The 23,180-nt window shown below is 72.6% G+C and carries 17 protein-coding genes; 5 read left to right on the plus strand and 12 right to left on the minus strand.

The genetic code is table 11. The annotated features are described in order from the left end of the window. Window positions 1-21 precede the first annotated feature (21 nt). From ACSJJR_RS01290 to ACSJJR_RS01320, 7 genes are all read right to left on the minus strand, one after another. Complete coding sequence (locus tag ACSJJR_RS01290; protein WP_435941768.1) at window positions 22-945, minus strand: shikimate dehydrogenase; 924 nt, start codon at window positions 943-945, stop codon at window positions 22-24. Next, window positions 942-2,108 (minus strand): endolytic transglycosylase MltG, encoded by a 1,167-nt coding sequence (gene mltG, locus ACSJJR_RS01295; protein ID WP_435941695.1) that lies wholly within the window; start codon window positions 2,106-2,108, stop codon window positions 942-944. Before mltG ends, ACSJJR_RS01290 begins: the two co-directional genes overlap by 4 nt. Beyond that, window positions 2,105-2,581, minus strand: coding sequence for a Holliday junction resolvase RuvX (gene ruvX / locus ACSJJR_RS01300; protein WP_435941769.1), 477 nt, complete (start codon window positions 2,579-2,581; stop codon window positions 2,105-2,107). The genes mltG and ruvX overlap by 4 nt, the downstream gene beginning before the upstream one ends. Window positions 2,582-2,595: 14 nt before the next feature. Next, window positions 2,596-5,310 (minus strand): alanine--tRNA ligase, encoded by a 2,715-nt coding sequence (gene alaS, locus ACSJJR_RS01305; RefSeq protein ID WP_435941696.1) that lies wholly within the window; start codon window positions 5,308-5,310, stop codon window positions 2,596-2,598. 193 nt (window positions 5,311-5,503) lie between these two features. Continuing rightward, window positions 5,504-6,127, minus strand: coding sequence for a 30S ribosomal protein S4 (gene rpsD, locus ACSJJR_RS01310; protein ID WP_435941697.1), 624 nt, complete (start codon window positions 6,125-6,127; stop codon window positions 5,504-5,506). Between the two features lie 192 nt (window positions 6,128-6,319). Further along, a complete protein-coding gene (locus ACSJJR_RS01315) occupies window positions 6,320-7,171 on the minus strand; it encodes a sulfite exporter TauE/SafE family protein (RefSeq protein WP_435941698.1) in 852 nt (283 codons plus the stop codon). After that, window positions 7,168-8,583, minus strand: coding sequence for a replication-associated recombination protein A (locus tag ACSJJR_RS01320; protein WP_435941699.1), 1,416 nt, complete (start codon window positions 8,581-8,583; stop codon window positions 7,168-7,170). The genes ACSJJR_RS01315 and ACSJJR_RS01320 overlap by 4 nt, the downstream gene beginning before the upstream one ends. 88 nt (window positions 8,584-8,671) lie before the next feature. Here ACSJJR_RS01320 and ACSJJR_RS01325 point away from each other — a divergent pair, with 88 nt between their 5' ends. Further along, on the plus strand, window positions 8,672-11,062 hold the full coding sequence (locus ACSJJR_RS01325) for an MMPL family transporter (RefSeq protein ID WP_435941700.1): 2,391 nt from the start codon (window positions 8,672-8,674) through the stop codon (window positions 11,060-11,062). Between the two features lie 4 nt (window positions 11,063-11,066). Here ACSJJR_RS01325 and ACSJJR_RS01330 read toward each other — a convergent pair whose 3' ends face one another. Then, complete coding sequence (locus tag ACSJJR_RS01330) at window positions 11,067-11,684, minus strand: L-threonylcarbamoyladenylate synthase (RefSeq protein ID WP_435941701.1); 618 nt, start codon at window positions 11,682-11,684, stop codon at window positions 11,067-11,069. Window positions 11,685-11,788: 104 nt separating this feature from the next. Continuing rightward, window positions 11,789-13,579 carry an aspartate--tRNA ligase gene (gene aspS / locus ACSJJR_RS01335; protein ID WP_435941702.1) on the minus strand — a complete coding sequence of 597 codons (1,791 nt, stop codon included), beginning with the start codon at window positions 13,577-13,579 and terminating at the stop codon, window positions 11,789-11,791. Between the two features lie 408 nt (window positions 13,580-13,987). Between aspS and ACSJJR_RS01340 the strand changes: the two genes are divergently transcribed. The 4 genes from ACSJJR_RS01340 (at window position 13,988) to ACSJJR_RS01355 (ending at window position 19,935) form a co-directional block, all read left to right on the plus strand. Next, window positions 13,988-16,534, plus strand: a complete 2,547-nt coding sequence (locus ACSJJR_RS01340; RefSeq protein ID WP_435941703.1) for a DEAD/DEAH box helicase — start codon at window positions 13,988-13,990, stop codon at window positions 16,532-16,534. 112 nt (window positions 16,535-16,646) lie between these two features. Continuing rightward, window positions 16,647-18,290, plus strand: coding sequence for a cation:proton antiporter domain-containing protein (locus tag ACSJJR_RS01345; RefSeq protein WP_435941704.1), 1,644 nt, complete (start codon window positions 16,647-16,649; stop codon window positions 18,288-18,290). Window positions 18,291-18,334: 44 nt separating this feature from the next. After that, window positions 18,335-18,562 carry a hypothetical protein gene (locus ACSJJR_RS01350; protein WP_435941705.1) on the plus strand — a complete coding sequence of 76 codons (228 nt, stop codon included), beginning with the start codon at window positions 18,335-18,337 and terminating at the stop codon, window positions 18,560-18,562. Further along, window positions 18,541-19,935, plus strand: a complete 1,395-nt coding sequence (locus ACSJJR_RS01355; protein WP_435941770.1) for a cation:proton antiporter domain-containing protein — start codon at window positions 18,541-18,543, stop codon at window positions 19,933-19,935. The genes ACSJJR_RS01350 and ACSJJR_RS01355 overlap by 22 nt, the downstream gene beginning before the upstream one ends. Before the next feature lie 75 nt (window positions 19,936-20,010). Here the strand turns inward: ACSJJR_RS01355 and hisS are convergent, their stop codons facing one another. The 3 genes from hisS to ACSJJR_RS01370 form a co-directional block, all read right to left on the minus strand. Next, a complete protein-coding gene (hisS, locus tag ACSJJR_RS01360; RefSeq protein WP_435941706.1) occupies window positions 20,011-21,432 on the minus strand; it encodes a histidine--tRNA ligase in 1,422 nt (473 codons plus the stop codon). 91 nt (window positions 21,433-21,523) lie between these two features. After that, on the minus strand, window positions 21,524-22,333 hold the full coding sequence (locus ACSJJR_RS01365) for an MBL fold metallo-hydrolase (protein ID WP_435941707.1): 810 nt from the start codon (window positions 22,331-22,333) through the stop codon (window positions 21,524-21,526). Window positions 22,334-22,361: 28 nt separating this feature from the next. Continuing rightward, window positions 22,362-23,015: a DUF1345 domain-containing protein gene (locus tag ACSJJR_RS01370; protein ID WP_435941708.1), complete on the minus strand. Its 654-nt coding sequence runs from the start codon at window positions 23,013-23,015 to the stop codon at window positions 22,362-22,364. Between the last annotated feature and the right edge of the window lie 165 nt (window positions 23,016-23,180).

A 23,180-nucleotide genomic window follows, 5' to 3' on the forward strand; every position in this document is an offset into this window, starting at 1 on the left:
GCCGATCATCCCACACGGCCGTCAGCCGGGGCGGCGGTGCCGGGGCAGGGCCCCGACCAGGGCCGTGCGCATGGCGCCGGTGTCCGGCGTCATGCCGGTCATGAGGCGAACCTGCGGCACGGCCTGGTGCAGGAGCATGAGCCAGCCGGGGACGGCGAGCCCGCCGGCCCGCTGCCAGGCGGCGGCCAGCGCCGTCGGCCAGGGGTCGTAGGTGACATCGAGCAGGGCCGCGCCCGGGCGAACCCGCTCGATGAGGGGGGCCAGGACGTCGGGGGCGTGCGCGGGCAGCGTGGAGACCGCGATGGTGGCCTCAGCCAGGGCCTGGGCCACGGCGGCGTCGGAGCGGGGGTCCCCGGGGCTCCAGGTGACGGTCTCGATCTCGAGTCCCATGCGGTGGGCGGCGGCCAGGGCCCGGCCCGGCCCGGCGTGGCGGCGTGCGGCGACGACGATGCGCCCGGCCCCGAGCTCGGTGAGCGCCGCCAGCGCCGAGCAGGCTGTGGCGCCCGAGCCCAGGACGAGGGCGGTGGCCTCGGCGGGCCGCGAGGACGGCGCCAGCCGGTCCCCCGCGGCCTCGCGCAGGGCGCCGACGATCCCGGCGACGTCGGTGTTGAAGCCCGCCAGCAGGGCGGGGCCACGTCCGGCGCGCTGGGCGACGACGGTGTTGGCGGCACCAACGCTCTGGGCCAGTGGGTCCAGGACGTCGAGGCAGCTGAGCAGGGTCTGCTTGTGGGGCATGGTGACGCTCAGGCCCGCCCACACGGGGCCGGGTCCTGCCGGCGCGGCGAGCTCGGCCAGCAGGGGCCGCAGCTGGTCGGGGCGCGTGTGGCGCCGCTCGTACTCCCAGCCCTCCAGACCCAGCGCGCTGTAGGCCGCACGGTGCAGGACCGGGGACAGCGAGTGGGCGACGGGGTCGCCGATGACGGCGGCACGCCCGCGCGAGATCATGAGCCGCCCCCCGTGGAGCACATGTCCTCGTGCTCGCGGCAGTAGGCGGTCAGCCGCTCGGTGTTGGCCTGCTGCTCGTCCTGGGTGGAGGCGAAGAGCGTCTCACCGGTCTCGAGGTTGATGGTGACGAAGTACAGCCACGCCCCCTGGGGCGGGGAGACGACGGCGGCGATGGCCAGCTCGCCCGGGCTGCCGATGGGCGTCGGGGGCAGTCCCGCGTGCACGTAGGTGTTGTACGGGTTGCCTCGGTCCCGCACCTCCTCGCTCGTGGGCACGCCACCGGTGCGGCCCAGGCCGTACAGGACAGTGGAGTCCATCTGGAGGCGGCCCGCGGTGTCCGTCCCGGTGCTTGCCAGACGGTTCTCGATGACGCGGGCGACCTGGCCGTAGTAGGTGCTCGAGGCGACCTCGTGCTCGACGACCGACGCCTTGGTGAGGACCTGCTCGTAGTCGGCCGGAGCCACGCCCAGGCGGGTGAGACGGCTGAGGGTGAGTGAGACCATCGAGGCGACGACGTCGGTGGCGGTGGCGTCCTCGGCGACGTCGTAGGTGGAGGGCGCGAGCCAGCCCTCGACCTGGCCGCCGGCGACCTCGGGCAGGCCGATGGCCGCGGCGTCGCTGAAGGCGGTCTCCACCTCCTGCTCGCTGAAACCGCCCACGCTCATCAGGCGCTCCTTGACCTGCTCGCGCGTGCAGCCCTCGGGGACGGTGAGGGTGCGGTCAGCACGGGAGGCCGGGTCGAGCAGGGCGGCGACGGCGTTGGCGGCGGACATGCCCAGCCGCAGCGTGTAGGTGCCGGCCTGGATCCCGGTGGTGCTGGCCGCGTAGGCGTCGGCGAAGGCGTCCTCGGTGGCCACGACGCCGGCCTGGACGAGGAGCCGGGCGATCTCGGCGCTCGAGGCGCCCTCCGGGATGGTGACGACGACGCTGCCGTGCCCGGCGCCGCTGTAGTCGGAGACAGAGGGCCGCGCCGAGGGGGCCTGGGACGCGCTGCGCACAGCCGTGACGGCGATCAGGCCCAGGCCGGCGACGAGCACGACGGCGAGGATGATGGCGAGCACGGTGCGGCGCGGGCGCCGAGGTGCGCGGGCGCGCCGGGTGCCAGAGGGGGACGTGGGGGCCGAGGTGCTGGCGGCCTCGGCGCGACGGGCGTGCCGGCTCACGCTCGTCCTTCCCTGAGCGCCATGACCAGCTCGCCTGCGGGGCTGCCGGTGCGGCGCTCGGTCTCGAGCGCGTGCTCGAGGATGACGACGGCGGCTGCCTGGTCCACGACGGCGCGGAAGTCCTTCGCACGCCGGCCTGAGGCGTGCAGCGCCTGCTGCGCGGTGACGGTGGTGAGCCGCTCGTCCACGAGCCTGACGGGCACCGGGGCGATGAGCGAGGCGAGCTGGCGGGCCCAGCGCCGCGCGTCCCGGGTGGACGAGGAGGAGCCTCCCGCCATGTGCCGGGGCAGGCCGACGACGGCCTCGACGGCGCCGTGCTCCTCGACGAGGTCGGCGGCTTCGTCGAGGTCGGCGCCGTAGCGGTCCCGGTGCAGGGTCCTCAGCGGGACGGCAAGGATCGCGTCGGCGTCGCAGCGGGCCACGCCGACGCGGGCCGTGCCCACGTCGAAGGCGATCCTGGCACCCGGGCGCATGGCGTGCCGGCCGCTCACGCGCCCAGCGCGCGGGTGACGGCGGCCATCGCCGCGGGCAGCCGGGTGGCGTCCTGGCCACCGCCCTGGGCGAGGTCGGGGCGGCCTCCGCCGCCACCGCCGAGGGTCGTGGCGGCGACCTTGACGAGGTCCCCGGCGCGGGCCCCGGCGTCACGGGCAGCCTGGTTGGTGGCGATAATGACCTGCGGGCGCTGCCCAACGACGCCCATGCCGACCACGACGACGGGCTCGCCCTCGCCCAGGCGGCCGCGCACGTCGAGCACGAGGCCGCGCAGGGCGTCGCCGGAGCCGACGGCCCCCAGGTCCGCGGCGGCGAGGCGGTAGGGCCCCACCTTGACCACGCCGGCCACGACCTCGACGGCCTTGGCGGCCATGGCGGCCTGCTCCGCCACGGCGAGCTTCTTCTCCGCCTCCTTCAGGCGGCTCATGAGCAGCTCGACGCGCTCGGGCAGGTCCTCGGCGCGGCCTCCGACCAGGGCGGACAGGCGCGAGACGAGGGCGTGCTCCTTGGCCTGGAAGCCGTAGGCGCCGTCGCCGACCAGGGCGTCGATGCGACGCACGCCGGAGCCGATGGAGGACTCGCCCAGCAGGGCGACACGGCCGATGCGCCCGGTGGTGGCCACGTGGGTGCCACCGCACAGCTCACGGTCGAAGCCGTCACCGATGGTGACCACGCGCACCTGCTGGCCGTACTTCTCACCGAACAGGGCGATGGCGCCCATGGCCCGGGCCTCGTCGATGCTCATGACGTCGGTGCGGACCTCGAGGTCCTGGGCGAGCGTGGTGTTGACCAGCTCCTCGATGTCGGTGAGCTGGGTGCCGCTGAGCGCCGCGCCGTGGCGGAAGTCGAAGCGCAGGCGCGAGGGAGAGTTCTCGCTGCCGGCCTGGTCCGCGTGCTCGTTGACGACGCGGCGCAGGCCCGCGTAGACCATGTGGGTGGCGGTGTGGGCGCGGGCGATGGCGAGCCGGCGCTGCGTGTCGATCTCGGCATAGGCCTTCTCCCCGACGGCGAGGGTCCCCTCGGTAAGGGTGCCGCGGTGCACGCTCAGGCCCTTGATGGGGGCCTGGACGTCGGTGACCTCGACGACGCCGCCGTCGGCCAGGCGGATGGTGCCGTGGTCGGCGAGCTGGCCGCCCATCTCCGCGTAGAAGGGGGTGCGGTCGAGGATGACCTCGACCTCGGCGGGCGCCGTGGCCACGGGCTGGGGCACGCCGTCGACGAGCAGGCCGGTGACGACGGCGTCGGCGGCCGACTCGGTGTAGCCCAGGAAGGTGGAGCCGCCTCCCATGGCCTTCTCGATGTCCTGGAAGGCGCGGATGTCGGCGTGGCCGGTCTTCTTGGCGCGGGCGTCGGCGCGGGCGCGCTCCTTCTGCTCGCTCATGAGGGCGCGGAAGGCGTCCTCGTCGACGGCGACGCCCTGCTCGGCGGCCATCTCGAGGGTGAGGTCGATGGGGAAGCCTGAGGTGTCGTGCAGCTCGAAGGCGACCGAGCCGGGCACGACGGCCTTGCCGCCCGTGGCGGAGGCCGCGGCCTTGGCCCGGGCGACCGCGGTGTCCAGGACCGTGGTGCCGGCGGCCAGGGTGCGCCTGAAGGCCTCCTCCTCGGCGTAGGCGACCTCCGAGATCTGCGTCCAGCGCTCCTCGAGCTCGGGGTAGGACAGCCGCATGACGTCCTTGGAGGCGGTCAGGAGGGTCGGCATCGCGGCCTCCTCGACGCCCAGCAGGCGCATGGAGCGCACCGCGCGACGGATGAGACGGCGCAGGACGTAGCCGCGGCCGTCGTTGCCGGGACGCACCCCGTCGCTGATGAGCATGAGGGCGGAGCGCACGTGGTCGGCGACGACGCGCATGCGCACGTCGTTCTCGTAGTCGTCGCCGGCGCTGGGGCCCGCGGCCCCGCGCCCGTAGGTCTTGGCGCTCATGGCCTCGGCGGCGGCGATGACGGGGTAGACCTCGTCGATCTCGTACATGTTGGGCTTGTCCTGCATGACGAAGGCCAGACGCTCGAGGCCCGCACCGGTGTCGATGGCGGTCTGGTCGAGCTTGCCGACGAGCTCGAAGTCGTGGCCCTGGCCCTCACCGCGGATGAACTCGTCGAAGACGAGGTTCCAGATCTCGAGGAAGCGGTCGCCCTGGGTGTCGGCCAGGGGGCCGCCGTCGGGGCCGTACTGGGGGCCGCGGTCGTAGTGGATCTCGCAGCAGGCGCCGGCGGGTCCGGGCTGGCCGGTGGACCAGGAGATCTCCTCGAAGGGGAGCTTCTGGACGTGGGTGGGGTCCACTCCGAGGGTGCGGGTGAGGTAGTCCCAGGAGACGTCGTCCTTCTCCCAGATGGTCATCCACAGGCGGTCGCCGTCGAGGCCGTAGCGGCCCTCGGCCACGGGACCCGTCAGCAGGTCCCAGGCGTACTGGATGGCCCCCTCCTTGAAGTAGTCCCCGAAGGAGAAGTTGCCGTTCATCTGGAAGAACGTGCCGTGCCGGGTGGTGCGGCCGACGTTGTCGATGTCGTTGGTGCGGATGCACTTCTGCACGCTCGCCGCCGTGGGCCAGGGGGCCTGCTCGGTGCCGAGGATGTAGGGGATGAAGGGGACCATCCCGGCGACGGTGAACAGGATCGAGGGCTCCGGGGAGACGAGGGAGACCGAGGGGCGGATCTCGTGACCGTTCGCCGCGAAGTAGTCGAGCCAGCGGGAGCGGATCTCTGAGGTACGCATGTGCTGTTCTTGCTCCTGAGTCGGGTGCGTGGGTGAGTGCGTGCGCGCGGCGGCGCCCGGCGCGGGCCGCGTCGCTGGCGCCCACGCGGCGAGGACCGGGGGCGAGACTACCCCGCCCGACCGGGTAGGCGGGACGCCCCTCACCGGCGTGCGGTGCGGGGCGTCCCGGTGGCTGTGTCCTCCTGGGAGGCGGTCAGCGCGAGTAGTACTCGACGACCATCTGGACGTCGCAGGTGACGGGGACCTCGTCGCGCTTGGGGCGGCGCACCAGGGTAGCGGTGAGCTTCTCGACCTCAACCGCGAGGTAGTCCGGCACGGGGGGCAGGACGTCGCGGTGGGCGCCGGTGGCGGCGATCTGGAAGGGGACCATCACCTGGGAGCGCGGACGGACCTGGATGGTCTGGCCGGGCTTGACGCGGAAGGAGGGGCGGTCCACGACCTTGCCGTCCACGAGGATGTGGCGGTGGACGACGTCCTGACGGGCCTGGGCGATGGTGCGGGCGAAGCCGGAGCGCAGGACGAGGGCGTCCAGGCGCATCTCGAGCAGCTCGACGAGCGACTCACCGGTCAGGCCCTTCTCACGGCGGGCCTCCTCGAAGACGCGCTGGAGCTGGGCCTCGCGGATGCCGTACTGGGCGCGCAGGCGCTGCTTCTCCTTCAGGCGCACGGCGTAGTCGGACTCGGTGCGGCGGCGGGCGCGGCCGTGCTCGCCGGGGCCGTAGGGGCGCTTCTCGAAGTAGCGCACGGCCTTGGGGGTCAGCGGGATGCCGAGGGCGCGCGAGAGGCGCACCTGGCGGCGGGAGCGGGAGGAGCTCATGCTCGTCTCTTCTTCCTGTCGGAGTGATCGCACGCCCCGTGCGGGTGCGCGGGGCGCGGGGTCAGCCACGTGGACGGGCCGGGACCCCAGGGGCGGCGCGCGCGGTGAGATGACCGCACGCAGGCAGCCCAGGAACACTAGCGGGTGACCGCCCTGCGAGGCGAGCCACGCCCCTCCCGTGTGACCGGTTCCTCAGCCCTGGCCGTCACCCGCTCCGCGGGCCCCGGGACCCTGCCGGCGCTGACGGCGCAGGCGGACGCGCTCCTTGCCGAGCACGTTGAGGACGACGCCCACGAGGAAGACGCCGAACAGCGTGTTCCCGGCGGCAGGGCTCAGGGCAGCCGCCACCCGGGCGCCCAGGGGCGCGGCCACGACGGCGGCCGCACCCACGAGCAGGCCGGCCCGCAGGTCCACGGCGCCGTGGCGCAGGTTGGACCAGGTGCCCACCGCCGCGGTGGGCACCATGACGAGCAGGGAGGTCCCGCGAGCCATGAGGTCTCCGACGCCGGCGACGAGCTGCAGCCCGGGCACGATGACGCTGCCGCCTCCCACGCCCACCAGGCCCGCCATGACCCCGGCCAGGACGCCAACGCCCACGAGGCCCGCGCCGCGCAGCGGGTCGAGCAGGAGCCCGGCGTCGCGCACCGGCGCCTGCAGCTGCTGGGAGACGATGACGACGAGCGTGAAGGCGACGAAGACCCAGGGCAGGACCCGGTGCGGCAGGCGGCGCAGCAGCCAGGTCCCCAGCGGCGCCCCGGCCAGGGACCCGGCGCAGACGATGGCGGAGGCCGTCCAGGACACCTCCCCGTGCCGGGCGTAGGAGACGGTGCCCACTGCGGCGGTGACGACGATGGCTGCCAGCGAGGTGGCGGCCGCACGGCGCTGGTCCATGCCGAGCACACCCATGAGCGCGGGGACGATGACCAGGCCCCCGCCGACGCCGAAGAGCCCGGAGAGCAGGCCCGCCGCCAGCCCGGTGGCGAGCACGAGCAGGACGGTGCGTACCGACCGGCGCCGGGCGGCAACGGGCTCGAGCGGGCTCATGCGCCGGCACCGTCCTGAAGGATCCGGCGCACGGCCTCGAGACGGGCGGCAACCTGCTTCTCGAAGCCGCGGGAGGTGGGCTCGTAGTAGCGCTGCCCGGCGAGCCCGTCAGGCAGGTACTGCTGGCCCACGACGCCGTGGGGGTGGTCATGGGGGTAGAGGTAGCCGACGCCGTGCCCCAGGCGCTGGGCCCCGGGGTAGTGGGCGTCGCGCAGGTGCGCGGGCACCTGCCCGGCCCTTCCGGCGGCGACGTCGGCGGCGGCCCGACCGATGCCGAGGGTCACCGCGTTGGACTTCGGGGCGGTGGCGACGGCGAGGGCGGCCTCGGCCAGGACGAGCTGGGCCTCGGGCATACCGATGAGGCCGACGGCCTGCTGGGCCGCCACCGCGGTGGACAGGACCGTGGGGTCGGCCAGGCCCACGTCCTCAGCCGCGTGGATGGTGATGCGCCGGGCAATGTACCTGGGGTCCTCACCGGCAGCGAGCATCCGGGCGAGGTAGTGCAGGGTGGCGTCGGGGTCGGAGCCGCGCATGGACTTGATGAAGGCGCTGATGACGTCGTAGTGCTGGTCGCCCTGGCGGTCGTAGCGCACGGCGGCGACGTCCGCCGCCTGCTCGACCCCGGCCAGGGTGATGACCGCGGCGGGGGCGGCGGTGCCCGTGTCCGCAGGGTGAGCGGCGTCGTCCTGGTGCGGGCGGGCACAGAGGGCGGCGCCGGCGGCAGCCTCGAGGACGGTCAGGGCCTTGCGGGCGTCGGAGCCGGCCATGCGCACGATCTGCTCGCGGGCCTCGTCCTCCAGACGCACGCGTGCGCCCAGCCCCCGCGGGTCCGCCACGGCCCGGTCGACGAGGCGGCGCACGTCCTGGGCCTCGAGCGGGTGGAGCGTGAGCAGCAGCGAGCGCGACAGCAGCGGGGAGACCACCGAGAAGCTCGGGTTCTCGGTGGTGGCGGCCATCAGCGTGACCCAGCGGTTCTCCACGCTGGGCAGCAGGGCGTCCTGCTGGGAGCGCGAGAAGCGGTGGACCTCATCGACGAACAGGACGGTCTCCTCCCCCGAGGCCGCCAGGCGCCGTCGTGCGTCCTCGACGACGGCGCGCACGTCCTTGACCCCGGCGGTGAGCGCCGACAGCTCGACGAAGCGTCGGCCGCTGCCGCGCGCGACGAGGTAGGCGAGGGTCGTCTTGCCGGTGCCCGGCGGTCCCCACAGGATGACGGAGGAGACCCCGGTACCCTGCCCGGAGCCGGGGTCCGCCGCGCCAACCAGCCGTTGGAGGGGTGAGCCCGCAGTGAGCAGGTGGTCCTGGCCCAGGACCTCGGGCAGGCTGCGCGGGCGCATGCGCACGGCCAGGGGCGCGTGCGTGTCCACGGGCAGGCCGACGTCGTCGGTGCCGGCGCTGTCGAAGAGGTCCACGTGAGGAGCCTATCGCGGTGCCCGTCGGCCCCCGGGGCCCCGCGTGCCGGGACCGGGCCCCCGGCCGGGGGTCTGCAACAATGACGGGGTGCTCCACTGGCTCTCCCGACGCGTCGTCAAGGACGCCTCCGTCGTCGTCGCCTCGTGGGCGCTCGTCGCCGTCCTCGCCCTGACGGTCGCGGCGACGGGCCTGGGCCTGGGCCCCCTGACAAGCCGTCTGGTCGGCGGGGCAGGCGCGCCGGGGCTGGGCGAGTCGAGGCAGGGCCGGGAGATCATCGAGGCGCTGTCCGGTGACGGCACGACCGTCACCCTGCTCGTCACCGGGGTGGACGTGTCCACGCCCGAGCGCCAGGAGGAGGTGGCCGCCGCCCTGGCGGACGCCCACAAGGACCTTGCGGCCGTCGTCGGCGAGACAAATGTGCTCGACCCCTTCGTCGTGCCCGGCATGCTCGAGGAGCCGGCCGGACAGGTGCTGGCCTCCAAGGACCTTGACGGCTTCCTCATCGTGGTGACGGTGGACCCCAACGGGCCCGAGGTAGCCAAGGAGGGGGACAAGGAGCACGCGCAGGACCTCGCTGAGGCGGTGACGCGCGTCCAGTCGCGCCTGGAGCGGGTGCCCACCGAGCTGTCCTCAGTGAGCCCGGGCGCCTCGGGCACGGTCTCCCACAAGGGCCTGCGTGAGCAGGCCGTCATCGACCAGGCCTGGCAGGACACGCTCGTCGCCCTGCTCATCGCCCTGCCTGCCATCCTGCTGCTGCTCGTCCTCGTCTTCGGGGCCGTGCTGCCGGCCCTGGTGCCCGTGGCCACGGCGGTGACCACCCTGCTCGCCACCCTGGGCGCCCTGTGGCTGCTGAGCCTGCTCATCGAGCTGCCCGCCTTCGTCCTGCCGGTGACGGTGATGCTCGCCCTGGCGCTGGCCACGGACTACGGCTTCGTGCTCACCACACGTTTTCGCGAGGAGCTGGCCCGCCTGCGGGAGGGCCAGACGGCGCTCAGCCCCGTGGCGCGGGGCCGGGCCGGGCGCGCGGAGCGCCGTCGGCGCCGCCGCGCCTCCCCCGTGACGCGGGCGGTGGCGCTCACGCTCCTGAGCACGGGCCGCACGATCCTGCTCACGTCGCTGACGATGGTCGTCGCGCTGGCGGCTCTGCTGCTCATCGGCACCGACGTCCTGGGGGCCATCGCCCGGGCGGGGATCGCCGCAGTTGTCATCGCCACCGCCGTGTGCCTGTCGCTGGCGCCGGCCCTGGTCGCGCTGGTCGGCCGGCGCCTGCACCACCCCTCACCGCTGCGGCGCGTGGGGGCCCTGCGGCGGCTGCGCTCGTGGGTGGGGGACGCCGCGCGTGAGCAGGGCGTGTTCTCCCGCGCCGTCGGGCTCATCCAGCGGGTGCCCTGGGTGGCGCTGGCGGTCTCCCTCGTCATCCTCGTCGTGCTGGCCTCCCCCGCCCGCCACCTGCACGTGCTGGTCTCCGACGAGGACCTGCTGCCCGCATCCTCCGACCAGGCCGTCTACCTCGACACGCTGGCGGCCTCCTACCCGGCGGCGCAGGACGCCGACGCCACCGTGGTGCTGGCCCAGGCCGGGGAGCGGGCGACCGCCTTCATCAACAGCCAGGTGGCCCACGCCGAGGGCGTGACCTCGATCCTGCGCACCGCGACGGCCGGCGAGTACACGGTGGTCTACCTCGACCTGGAGGGCGAGGGCGCCTCGACCGGGGCGGAGGCAGCCGTGCGGGCGGTGCGGGACCTGGCGGCCCCCGCGGACATGTGGGTCACGGGACAGGCGGCGGCCCAGGTGGACCTGCGCGACGCGATCACGGGGGCGCTGCCGTGGGTCGTGGTCGTCGTCGGTCTTGTGCTCATCGTCCTCATGCTGCTGACGACCGCCTCGCTCGTCATCCCGGTCAAGACGCTGCTGGTCAACACGATGTCGGTGCTGGCGAGCTACGGCGTGGTGACGTGGGTGTTCCAGGAGGGGCACCTGGCTGGGCTCCTCGGCGTCGAGACGCTGGGGGGCGTGGAGGCCTACTCCGTCGCGGCCGTCATCGGCATCGGTCTGGGGCTGGTGACCGACGACGACCTCCTCCTGCTGGACCGGGTGGCGGCGCACCACGCTCGCTCGGGTGACGACGCCGGTGCCGTCGAGGCCGGGATTCAGGGCACGGGCCGCCTGACGAGCACGACGGCGGCGCTGCTCATCGTCGTGTTCCTCAGCTTCGTCAGCTCCGAGCTGCTCATCGTCGCCCAGGTGGCGCTGGCGCTGGCAGTGCTCATGGCGGTGGACGCGACGGTGGTGCGCCTGCTGCTCCTGCCGGCGGCCATGTCCCTGCTGGGCGGGTGGAACTGGTGGCTGCCCAGGTGGCTGGCGCCGCTGGTCGAGCGCTACGGGCTGGCCGAGCCGCTGGTGTCGGTGCCGCGCTCCCCCACCGCTCGTGAGGAGGGCCCCGAGCAGGTGCCCGGGTCGGTGAGCGCCCAGGACTGAGCGCTCACAGCAGGCGGGTGTCCCCCGCGCCCTCGCGGGCGACCTCGGGCACGTCCTGGGTGAGGTCGAGGACGGTGGTGGGCTCGGTCGAGCCGACGGGGCCCTCGATGACGACGTCGATGAGGTGGCCGAGGGCGTCCTCGATCTCCCAGCCGCTGGTCTCAGGGACCTCGTTGCCGGGGCGGATGAAGGTCGAGGACAGCAGGGGCGCGCCGTAGGCGGCGACGAGCGCCTGGGTGATGGCGTGGTCCGGGATGCGCACGCCGAGGGTGTGCTTCCTCGGGTTGAGGGTCATGCGCGGGACCTCCTTGGTGCCCTTGAGGATGAAGGTCCAGGGTCCGGGCGTCAGGCGCTTGATGAGGCGGAAGGCGTTGTTGCCGACGATGGCGAGGGAGCCCACCTGGGCGAAGCCGGCGCACACGAAGGTGAAGTTGTGCTTGTCGGAGAGCTGACGGATCTGGCGGATGCGGTCCAGGCCCTCCTTGTTGCCCGGGGCGCAGGCGAGGGCGTAGCCGGAGTCGGTGGGGTAGGCGATGAGGCCGTCGTCCTTGATGACGCCGACGACCTTGTCGACGAGGCGGGACTGAGGGTTGTCGGGGTGGAGCTCGATGTAGCGCGACATGCGCCCATTGTGCTCCCGGCTCAGGCGGGGCGCACCCGTGCGCGGATGGGCCGCGCCCCGGCTACCGGTGACGGCAGCCGGGGGCACGTACCCGGGCCGCGGTCTCAGCCAGCCTGCGACACGGCCTCCTGGCCGACGACCGCGTCGACGCCGGCCTCCTTGCGCTGCTCAGGCGTGATCGGTGCAGGTGCCTCGGTCAGGGGGTCGAAGCCACCACCGGACTTGGGGAAGGCGATGACGTCGCGGATGGAGTCCGCGTGCGTGAGCAGGCTGACGATGCGGTCCCAGCCGAAGGCGATGCCGCCGTGCGGCGGGGCACCGTACTTGAAGGCGTCGAGCAGGAAACCGAACTTCTCCTGGGCCTCCTGCTCACCGATCCCCATGACGTCGAAGACGCGCTTCTGCACGTCCGAGCGGTGGATACGGATCGAGCCACCTCCGATCTCGTTGCCGTTGCACACGATGTCGTAGGCGTAGGCCAGGGCGTTGCCCGGGTCCTGGTCGAAGGTCTCGAGCCACTCCGGCTTCGGGGAGGTGAAGGCGTGGTGCACCGCCGTCCAGGGCGACCTGCCCAGCGCGACGTCACCCTCCTCCTTCGCGGCGGCCGAGGGCTTGAACAGGGGCGCGTCCACGACCCACACGAAGGACCAGGCGTCCTCGTCGATGAGGCCGCAGCGCTTGCCGATCTCCAGACGCGCCGCGCCCAGCAGGGCCCGTGCGGCGTCGGTGGCGCCTGCGGCGAAGAAGATGGCGTCACCCGGCTGGGCGCCAGTGGCCCCGGCCAGTCCCGCGCGCTCGGCGTCGGTGATGTTCTTGGCGACCGGGCCGCCGAGCTCACCCGTCTGCGAGACGGTGACGTAGGCCAGGCCCTTGGCGCCGCGCTGCTTGGCCCAGTCCTGCCAGGCGTCGAAGGTCCGGCGCGACTGCGAGGCCCCGCCGGGCATGACGACGGCGCCGACGTACTCGCTGTGGAAGACGCGGAAGGTCGTGTCCTTGAAGTAGTCGGTGAGCTCGACGAGCTCCAGACCAAAGCGCAGGTCCGGCTTGTCGGTGCCGTAGCGCGCCATGGCGTCGCGGTAGGTCATGTGCGGGATCGGGGTGACGAGGTCGTGGCCGATCAGGGCCCACACCTCCTTGAGGACGTCCTCAGCGACCTGCATGACGTCCTCCTGCTCGACGAAGGACATCTCGATGTCGAGCTGGGTGAACTCAGGCTGACGGTCTGCCCGGAAGTCCTCGTCGCGGTAGCAGCGGGCGATCTGGTAGTAGCGCTCCATGCCGGCCACCATGAGCAGCTGCTTGAACAGCTGGGGGCTCTGCGGCAGGGCGTACCAGGAGCCGGGGGCCAGGCGCGCCGGGACGAGGAAGTCACGGGCACCCTCGGGGGTGGAGCGGGTGAGCGTGGGGGTCTCGACCTCGACGAAGTCGTGCTCGGCCAGGACCTTGCGGGCGGCCTGGGAGACCTTGGAGCGCAGGCGGATGGCGTGCTGCATGGGCGTGCGGCGCAGGTCGAGGTAGCGGTAGCGCAGGCGGGCCTCCTCACCCACCTGGCCAGAGTCCTCGGCGTGGTCGGAGACCTGGAAGGGCAGCGCCGCCGCGGTGTTGAGGATCTCGATGTCGCTGACGACGACCTCGACCTCGCCGGTGGGCAGCTGGGGGTTCGCATTGCCCTCGGGACGGCGGGTGACGTCGCCGGTCACACGCAGCACGTACTCCGAGCGCAGGTCGTGGGCGACCTCCTGACGGATGACGACCTGGGCGATGCCGGAGGCGTCACGCAGGTCGATGAAGGCGACACCTCCGTGGTCGCGGCGGCGGTCCACCCAGCCGGTGAGGGTGACGGTCGAGCCGATGTCGGCGACGCGCAGGGATCCTGCGTGGCGGGTGCGCAGCATGGGTGCTGAGGTCCTTCCGTTGGGGGCGCGTGGTCCCGGCGCCCGGCGGGGCGCACCGCGAGACGGGCGGGCGCCGCCGCCGATAGTACGCGCGGGGCCCGCGAGAGCAGGATCACGTGTGACCTGAGGCGTCATGCCGGGTCCACCGCCCCGCCTCGTCGGCGCGGCCGATACAGTGGCCCCAGGAGCGATCCGTGCTGTGAACCCCGTTCGGGGCTGCGCCGCCCTGGCGGCCCGGCAGTGCCCGTGAGTCTGTGCGTGAAGCCCGTCAGCCGCCCTTGACACCACCGTGTCGAGCCAGGCGCAGGGCGAGTGTGGTGGGTGCGGTACGGCAAAGAGGTGGGCCGACCGGGCCTCCCCCACACTCCGCAACAGGTCCCCACCGGACCGGATACGGGAACAACACCAATGAGCACCCACACCCCTGGCAGCACTGCGCCCGCTGACGGGCCCCTCAGCCTCGACGCCCTCTTCGAGGCCGAGGTCAGCCACGGCGACGACACCGTCACCTCCCCCGCCGACGCGGCCCCGGCCGTCACCGGCGGGTCCGTGGCCTCCGCCTCCTCCTTCGACACACCCGCCTCCTCCGACTCCCCAGAGGACCCGGAGGACGTGGAGCACGAGGACGAGCAGGACGACGTCGACACCGCGGCCGCCCTGGCCCTCGAGGAGAACGACCCCGAGGAGGAGGACGACGAGCAGGCGCAGGACGACGGCTCCGAGGACCTCGACGAGGAGCAGGTTGACGGCCACGCCCCCTTCGTCAACGACGGCGAGGAGGAGCCCGCCGAGCAGCCCACGGGCCCCGAGGAGCTCACCTTCAGCGACCTCGGCCTGCCCGCCGACCTGCTCAAGGCCGTCACCGACATGGGCTTCGTCACCCCCACCCCCATCCAGCGCGAGGCCATCCCCGTGCTGCTGGGTGGACGCGACGTCGTCGGCGTCGCCCAGACCGGCACCGGCAAGACCGCCGCCTTCGGCCTGCCTCTGCTCGACGCGGTGGACTCGCGCGACGGCAGGGTCCAGGCGCTCGTGCTGGCCCCCACCCGTGAGCTCGCCATCCAGAGCGCCGACGCCATCACCGACATGGCCCAGCGCTCGCGCGGCCTCGACGTCGTCGCCGTCTACGGCGGCGCCCCCTACGGCCCGCAGATCGGGGCCCTCAAGAGCGGCGCGCAGGTCGTCGTCGGCACCCCCGGCCGTGTCATCGACCTCATTGACAAGGGCGCCCTGCGCCTGGACGACGTGCGCTTCTTCGTCCTGGACGAGGCAGACGAGATGCTGCGCATGGGCTTCGCCGAGGACGTCGAGACCATTGCCTCCTCCCTGCCCGCCGAGCGCCGCACAGCCCTGTTCTCCGCCACGATGCCGCCCGCCATCCAGGCCGTCGCGCGTCAGCACCTCACCGACCCTCAGCGCATCGAGGTCTCGCGCCAGTCCTCCACCGTGGACACCGTCCACCAGACCTACGCGGTCGTGCCCTTCCGCCACAAGATCGGTGCCGTCTCGCGTGTCCTCGCGGTCACCGAGGCCGCCGCGGCCATCGTCTTCGTGCGCACCAAGTCCACCGCCGAGGACGTCGCCATCGAGCTCGCCGGCCGTGGTATCCAGGCCGCAGCGATCAGCGGCGACGTGCCCCAGCGCGAGCGCGAGCGCCTGGTCGAGCGCCTGCGCCAGGGCACGCTCGACGTCCTCGTCGCCACCGACGTCGCCGCCCGCGGCCTCGACGTTGAGCGCATCGGGCTCGTCGTCAACTTCGACGTGCCCCGCGAGGCTGAGGCCTATGTGCACCGCATCGGCCGTACCGGCCGTGCCGGCCGTCACGGTGAGGCCGTCACCTTCCTCACCCCCAAGGAGAAGGGCAAGCTGCGTCAGATCGAGCGTCTGACGGGCACCCGCCTGGAGGAGATCACCCTGCCCTCCCCCGCCGACGTCTCACGCCACCGCGCGGGACGGCTGCTGGACAAGGCCGCCGCGAGGCTCGAGCGCGGACGCCTCGAGATGTACGCCGAGCTCGTCGCCACTCAGGCGGCCGAGCTCGGGACCGAGGTCGAGGACCTGGCGGCAACCCTGCTGGCGCTCGCTGTGGGCGATGAGGGCCCCCGGACCTGGAAGGAGCGCAAGGAGGAGCCGCGTCAGCGCGTGCGCCGCGAGGAGACCGTGGACTCCGAGGGCACCTTCGTCTCCGCCTCCTTCGAAGGCGGCCGTGACCGCGACGACCGCCGAGGGCGCGGTGAGCGCCCCGACGGCAAGCCCGGGGCCGCCCGTGGAGGCCGTCGCCGGCACGAGGACGGTACCGGCACGGTCTACCGGGTCGAGGTCGGTCACCGTGACCGCGTCCTGCCCGGCGCGATCGTCGGCGCCCTGGCCAACGAGGGCGGAATCTCCGGCTCTGACATCGGCAAGATTGACATCCTCCAGTCCTTCTCCCTGGTGGAGATCCACACGCCCCTGTCTGCGGAGCAGCTCGAGGCCATGGGCCACGCGACCTTCGGGGGGCGCGAGATGCGGATCCACCTCGATGAGGGCCCGGGCCACGGCTGGGACGGTTCCGACAACCCGTCCTCCGAGCGCCAGCAGCGCCGTGCCGAGCGCCCTCGTTTCGGGCGCGACGACGAGCGTGGCGGCTTCCGCGGCGGACGCGACGACGAGCGTGGCGGCTTCCGTCGCGACAACGACCGTGGCGGCTTCCGCGGCGGACGCGACAACGACCGTGGCGGCTTCCGACGTGACAACGACCGTGGCGGCTTCCGCGGCGGACGCGACAACGACCGTGGCGGCTTCCGTCGCGACAACGACCGTGGCGGCTTCCGACGTGACAACGACCGTGGCGGCTTCCGCGGCGGACGCGACAACGACCGTGGCGGCTTCCGTCGCGACAACGACCGTGGCGGCTTCCGTCGCGACAACGACCGTGGCGGCTTCCGCGGCGGACGCGACAACGACCGCTGGTGACGCACCCGCGCCGTGACGCCTGAGGGTGGAGGGAATATCGGAGGCGGGCCCCGTGTTGGACCGGCCGGGCACTATGAACGACTGACGCCGGCCCGGCACGAGAGGCACGCCCGTGACCCCAGCCCTGTATCTGCTCGCCGTTGTCGTCCTGGGCTTCGCCGCCACCTTGCTGCACCTGCCTCCCCTCGTCGGCTTCCTGCTCGCAGGCTTCGTCATCGGCTCCTCGGGGCTGCCTGCCCTGCCCGTGGTGGAGGCCATGGGCGACGTCGGCGTCGCGATCCTCCTGTTCACCATCGGCCTCAAGCTGGACCTGCGCATCCTCATGCGGCGCGAGGTCATCGGCACCGCCGTCACCACGATGGTCCTGCTCACGGGCCTGGGCTCCGTCGTCATCGGCGGGCTGCTCCTGCTCGGCCTCCAGGTGGACACGGTCACCCCCACCGGGGTCCTGCTGCTCGGCTTCTCCCTGTCCTTCTCCTCGACCGTCGTCGTCATCAAGCTGCTCGAGCAGCGTGACGACACCGGATCGTTGTACGGGCGCATCGCCATCGGTGTCCTGGTCGTCCAGGACATCGCCGCCGTCATCTACATGACCTTTGCCTCGGAGCGCACCCCGAGCCCCTGGGCGCTGGCCCTCGTCCTGCTGTGGCCTGCGGCCCGGCTCCTGGGCCTCGTGCTCAACCGCATCGACCACCGTGAGATGCGGACCTTGTTCGGTATCGCCGTCGCCCTCCTGCCCGGGTACCTCCTCTTCGACGCCCTGGGGGTGGACGGCGACCTCGGGGCCCTCATCATGGGTGCCCTCATGGCCTCGCACCCGGCCGCCAAGGAGCTGTCCAGCTCCCTGTTCACCATCAAGGAGCTGCTCCTCGTCGGCTTCTTCCTCACCATCGGCATGGACGGTGTCCCCGGCGCCGGTGCCTTCCTCCTCGCGGGCGTCCTTCTCGCCCTCGTGCCCCTGCGGGCTGTCGTCTACACCGTGACGGTGCGCGTGCTGCGCATGAGACGACGCACCAGCGCCCTCACCGGCCTGGCGATGACCGCCTACTCCGAGTTCGCGCTCATCGTCGTCGCCGTCGCCGTCGACCACGGCGTCCTCGGGCACGAGTGGACCGCAGCGGTCTCACTCGCCCTGGCCCTGTCCTTCGTCCTGTCGGCCGTCGTCAACCGGCGGCCCACCGCTCTCATCGCCTGGATCACCCACCTCATTCCCCGCCGTCCCTCCAGCACCCTGCACCCCGAGGAGCGGCCGCTCGACCTCACCGGGGTCCAGACCGTCATCTTCGGCATGGGCCGCATCGGCCGCGCCACCTACGCGCGCCTGTACGCCGACGGCGCCCACGGCGTGCTCGGCATCGACAATGACGCCGCAAAGGTGGAGCGCCTCGCCGCTAAGGGCTACAACGTCCTCGAGGCCGACGCCACCGACCAGGAGTTCTGGGAGTGCCTGGACGCTGTGCACGCCACCAAGGCCGTCCTCGCGATGCCGGACCCTGGCGCCAACCTCCACGTCATCGAGTGGCTGGGCCGCAGGAGCTTTGCCGGCCGGGTCCTGGCCATCGCCAGCTACGACGACGAGGCGGAGCAGCTGCGCGCCAAGGGCGTTGACGTCGTCATTAACGTCTACGACGGACTGGGCTCCTCCCTCGCCGAGGCCGTCGAGGCGCTCGACCCCGGTCCCGGCGGCCAGCCCGCCGCACCTCGGGCCGGGTCCACCGATCCCCACGGGCCCGCTCCTGGGCCCGCCACCGGCTGAGCCGCCCGGAGCGCGCCCCAGCCACCCGACTCCCGGAAGGACACATGACCGCAGCCGCCTACCTCCTGACCGTCGTCCTGCTCGGCTTCGCCGCCGCACTGCTGCGCCTGCCCCCGCTCGTTGGCTACATCGCTGCCGGCTTCGTCCTGGGGGCGACCGGGGTGCCCGAGCTGCCCTGGGTCAGCACGGTAGGTGACCTGGGGCCGCGCTCCTGCTGTTCTCCATCGGGCTGGATCTTGATCCCCGTGCCCTGTCACGGCGGGTGGTCTTAGGCACCGCAGCCGTCACCATGGTCGCCCTCACCGCCCTGACCGCCCTCGTCGTCGGGGTCGGCGTCGGCCACACCGCAGGCTGGGGCGCAGCCCTCGTCGTCGGCTTCGCCCTCGCCTCCTCCTCCACCATCGTCATCATGAAGATCCTGGAGGAGCGCGACGACGGCTCCGCCCACTACGGGCGCATCGCCGTCGGGACCTCCATCCTGCAGGACACGGGCTCGATCGTGCTGCTCATCTTCATCTCCGGCCAGGCGCCCACACCCTGGGCGCTGCTCCTCGTGCTCCTGTGGCCCGCCCGGTACCTCGCCGGCTGGGTGCTCTCACGCATCTCCCACCGCGAGATGTACACCCTGTTCGGCATCACGGCCGCCCTCCTGCCCGGCTACGAGCTCTTCGAGATCGTCGGCCTGCCCGGAACCCTCGGGTCCCTCGTCGTCGGCGCGCTGCTCGCCTCCCACCCCAGCGCCCAGGACCTCGCCCAGTCCTTCCGCCCGGTCCAGGAGCTCTTCCTCGTCGCCTTCTTCGTATCCGTCGGAGCCGCCGGACTGCCCGGAACGGGGGCCCTGCTCATGGGTCTGGCCATCATCGCCCTCGTGCCGCTGCGCTCGGCGGTCTACACGGCGGTGCTGTGGGCCATGCGCCTGCGCCACCGCAGCGCCGTCCTCACCGGCCTGGCGGTCGGCTCCTACTCCGAGCCGGCGCTGGTCGTCGCAGGAGTGGGAGTCTCCCAGGGACTGCTCGGCAGCCAGTGGCTCCAGGCACTGTCCCTGGCCGTGGCCGGCTCCTTCGTCCTCGCCAGCGTCATCAACAAGCGGTCCGGCCGCCTCGTCCAGGCCGTCTCCCACGCCCTGCCCGACCACGCCCCCGACGCCCTGCACCCAGCCGAGGCCCCGGTTGACCTCACCGGCGTGGAGGTCGTGGTCTTCGGCATGGGGCGTGTGGGTCGCAGCACCTACCGCCGGCTCGTCTCGCAGCTGCCCCGCCACGGCGAGGGGGCTGCCCTGCCCGTCCTGGCCGTTGACTCCGACACCGACAAGGTCCAGGACCTGGCGGCCATCGGCCTCAACATCATCGAGGGTGACGCCACTGACACGGACTTCTGGCTGCGTCTGGGGGCCGGCGAGGTGCGCGCTGCCGTCCTGGCCATGCCCGAGCCCGGGGCCAACCTGCAGGTCCTCGACTGGATCGAGCGCCACGGCTTCGCCGGTGAGGTCGTCGCGGTCGCGCGTTTCGACGACGAGGCCCTGGAGATGCACGAGCGCGGCGTGGACACCGTCATCAACGTCTACCAGGGCGTCGGCGCTGCCCTCGCGGACGCCGTCACGCTCCCGCGCGGTCCTGTCGGCGCCGGGGTACCGACAGGGCGCTGAGCCCTGCCAGGCGGCCCGGCCTGGCCGAGTCCGCGACCTGTCAGGCCGCCCTCAGCTCCGGCAGGCTCGGGCTGCTCAACCTGCCTGGTACCCCTCGGCAGCGTCCCCGCCCTGCCCGGCGGCGCGCAGGCGCGGAGCCAGGTCGGCGTCATCGACAGGCCGCCAGCTGTCGGCCCGAGCCGGGCACTGCTCGCCCGAGCGGATGTCCTTGACGGAGTCCGGCTCACCGTCGGCACCCAGGAACCAGACGAAGGGGATGCCGCGTTTGTCCGCGAACTTGATCTGCTTGCCGAACTTGGCGGCCGTGGGGGCCACGTCCGCGGCGATACCCCGGCGGCGCAGGGTGTCGGCGACGGCGTCGGAGGCACCGCGGTGCTCCTCGTCGGTGACGGCTACGAGCACCACGGTGGGAACGGCCCGGCTGACCTCGATGAGGCCGTCGGCCAGCACGCGCGAGAGCAGGCGCGACAGGCCGATGGAGATGCCCACGCCCGGGAAGGTGCGCTTGCCGTTGGTGGCGAGGTTGTCGAAGCGACCGCCCGAGCACACCGAGCCGAGGTCCTCGGCCCCCGCCATGAAGGACTCGTAGACCGTGCCCGTGTAGTAGTCCAGGCCCCGGGCGATCTTGAGGTCCGCGATGATGGCGCCGGACCGGCGCCGCCGCGCGGCCTCGAGCAGGTCCGTCAGCTCATCCAGACCGGTGAGCAGCAGCGCGTGGGGCTCGGCGCCCTCCAGGGCCTCAAGGACCGCTGCGCGCACGGCGGCCGGGTCCTCACCGGTGATGGTCGCCAGTCTCAGGGCGGCGCAGGCCTGCGCCGGCGTGACGCCCACCGTCTCGATGAGCTCGCAGGTGACGGCCTCGGGACCGATCTTGTCGATCTTGTCCACCACCCGCAGCACCTTGACGAGCTGGTCCTCACCGATGCCGACGGACTGGTAGAAGCCCTGGGCGACCTTCCGGTTGGACACGTGGATCGTCACCGGCGGGATCGGCAGGGCAGCCAGCGCCTCGCTCATGATGAGCGGCACCTCGACGTCATAGTGCAGGGGCAGGGCGCCGTCACCGACGACGTCGATATCCACCTGGTAGAACTCGCGGAAACGCCCCTCCTGGGGTCGCTCGCCCCGCCAGACCTTCTGGATCTGGTAGCGCTTGAAGGGGAAGGTCAGCACGCCCGCGTTGTCCACGACGTAGCGGGTGAAGGGCACGGTGAGGTCGAAGTGCAGGCCCAGCTGCTTGGACGGGTCAGCGAAGTCCTTCTCGTCCGGGTCCGCCTGCAGGCGTGAGAGCAGGTAGACCTCCTTGGAGGTCTCCCCCTTCTTCGTCAGCTGAGTCAGCGGCTCAACGGCCCGGGTCTCGATGCCGCAGAAGCCGTGGAGCTCGAAGGTACGGCGCAGCTGGTCGATGAAGGCCTGCTCGACGACGCGGCCCGCGGGGAGCCACTCGGGGAAGCCGGAGAGGGAGGACTGTGCTGCTCGCGCCTGTGCTGGTGACATGCGCGCATTGTGTCACGCGGCTGAGACGGTCATCCGGCCACCACGGCGGCTGCCGGGCGTGACAGTCGCCGCAGCCCCGGCCTGGCTCCGCTCAGACCCGCCGGTCTCCTCCACGCACCTTGGCCTCAGCCAGGTACGGGTTACCGCGGTGCTCGTGCTCCATGGTCGTCACCGCGCCGTGGCCCGGCAGCAGCACCGTCTCCGGGTTGACGGCGCTCGCCAGGAAGCGCAGCGTCGCCCACATCTGCACCTGGTCGCCACCGGGCAGGTCCGTGCGTCCCACGCTGCCCTTGAAGATGACGTCGCCGGACAGCGCCACGAGGTAGTCCCGCTCCTCCACCGTTGACGGGTCATCGAGCACCTCGGCCTCGAAGAGCAGCTGGTTGTCACCCAGGCGGGCGTTGAGGAAGAACAACGAGGACCCCTCGGTGTGCCCCGGCGCCGCCACCGCCTGCAACCCCACCCCGGGCACCACCTCGAAGGCGCGGGTGAAGCCCTCGGCGGGGAAGACCCGCACATCCGCCGGCACCTGCCAGGCGGTGCCGGCCATCTCGGCGAAGCCCATGCCACCAGCGCGGATACCCGTCGTCGTGTCCGGGTCCTCCAGACGGTACAGGTCCGGCTCGGGCACGTACACGGGGACTGTGACGGCGTCGTCGCTGGCGAGCAGGCCCTCGGCGTGGGCGGCGTCGATGAGCCGCTGCGTGTCCCACACATGGTCGGCGTGGGCGTGGGTGAGTAGGACCGCGCCGAGCGTCAGCTGCTGGGAGCGCAGCAGCGCCAAGGCCCCCCGGGCCGCACCGGCTCCCGGGTCGACGACGACGGCCGGCCGGCCCGGCCCCGCGGCCAGGACGTAGCAGTTGGCCCCGAAGACGGCGGCGAGAGTGCGCTCAAGGATCATGTGCCAAGACTATCCAGACCGGCCGGGGCTAACTGCCGAGCACCTGCTGGAGCACCTGGATGGCCACGGCGACGACGAGGGCGTTGTAGAAGAAGCTGAGGATGCCGTGCACAACGACGACGCGACGTACGAGGGGCGAGCGGGCCGTGACGTCCGAGGTCGCAAATGAGGTCCCCACCGTGACGGAGAAGTAGAGGTAGTCGATGCGTCCCGGCTCCTCAGTGTCGGGGAAGGACAGAGCCGTGGGGTGATGTAAGCAGACGATCTCATAGATGTCCGCGAACCCAACGTGCAGCAGCAGCCAGGAGATGACGACACCCGACGAGGCGAGCAGCGCCAGCACCATCGCGCTGTCGTCGGTCGCGGCACTGGCCCGGGCTTGGAGCGCGGCGAAGGCGCAGGCGAAGCCGACCGCGGAGGCCAGCAGTGGTAGGAGCCAGGCACCGGCATAGGCACCCGGGTAGCCCTCCATATCCGGCACACGACGCGGAGCGTCTGCACGGGCGTCGCGCCCGGCCGTGCGCCAGGCGCGCACCGCACCCACGAGCAGATAGCCGAGGCACACAACCTCCCAAAGGACCAGCACCTCGCCGCGCCCGTTGACAAGGTAGGCGGTCGCTGACGCCGCGATGACGATCTCCACCGCCAGCTCGGTCGCACGGACCACCGTCTCGAGTCTCATGGTTGCGGCGTGCCACACCCGCGCGCCGGGTCGCCGTCGCCCACCCGATGGCGAAGCGATCTGACGGTTGGTGCGCCAGCCTGGACGCGCGGCACATCATGGTGCCCATGTGCACGACCGGCCCCGTACCCTCCCCGTTCCGGCGTCCGGGAGACAACCTCCTAG

The organism is Actinomyces sp. W5033 (assembly GCF_051303165.1).

Bases quoted from the DNA above. Each gene is read 5' to 3' on its own strand.
- alaS (WP_435941696.1), bottom strand. From the start codon at position 5,310: ATGCGTACCTCAGAGATCCGCTCCCGCTGGCTCGACTACTTCGCGGCG.
- ACSJJR_RS01330 (WP_435941701.1), bottom strand. From the start codon at position 11,684: ATGTCGCGCTACATCGAGCTCCACCCCGACAACCCTCAGTCCCGCCTC.
- ACSJJR_RS01340 (WP_435941703.1), top strand. From the start codon at position 13,988: ATGAGCACCCACACCCCTGGCAGCACTGCGCCCGCTGACGGGCCCCTC.
- aspS (WP_435941702.1), bottom strand. From the start codon at position 13,579: ATGCTGCGCACCCGCCACGCAGGATCCCTGCGCGTCGCCGACATCGGC.
- ACSJJR_RS01290 (WP_435941768.1), bottom strand. From the start codon at position 945: ATGATCTCGCGCGGGCGTGCCGCCGTCATCGGCGACCCCGTCGCCCAC.
- ACSJJR_RS01350 (WP_435941705.1), top strand. From the start codon at position 18,335: ATGACCGCAGCCGCCTACCTCCTGACCGTCGTCCTGCTCGGCTTCGCC.
- ACSJJR_RS01370 (WP_435941708.1), bottom strand. From the start codon at position 23,015: ATGAGACTCGAGACGGTGGTCCGTGCGACCGAGCTGGCGGTGGAGATC.
- ruvX (WP_435941769.1), bottom strand. From the start codon at position 2,581: ATGCGCCCGGGTGCCAGGATCGCCTTCGACGTGGGCACGGCCCGCGTC.
- hisS (WP_435941706.1), bottom strand. From the start codon at position 21,432: ATGTCACCAGCACAGGCGCGAGCAGCACAGTCCTCCCTCTCCGGCTTC.
- ACSJJR_RS01365 (WP_435941707.1), bottom strand. From the start codon at position 22,333: ATGATCCTTGAGCGCACTCTCGCCGCCGTCTTCGGGGCCAACTGCTAC.
- ACSJJR_RS01315 (WP_435941698.1), bottom strand. From the start codon at position 7,171: ATGAGCCCGCTCGAGCCCGTTGCCGCCCGGCGCCGGTCGGTACGCACC.
- rpsD (WP_435941697.1), bottom strand. From the start codon at position 6,127: ATGAGCTCCTCCCGCTCCCGCCGCCAGGTGCGCCTCTCGCGCGCCCTC.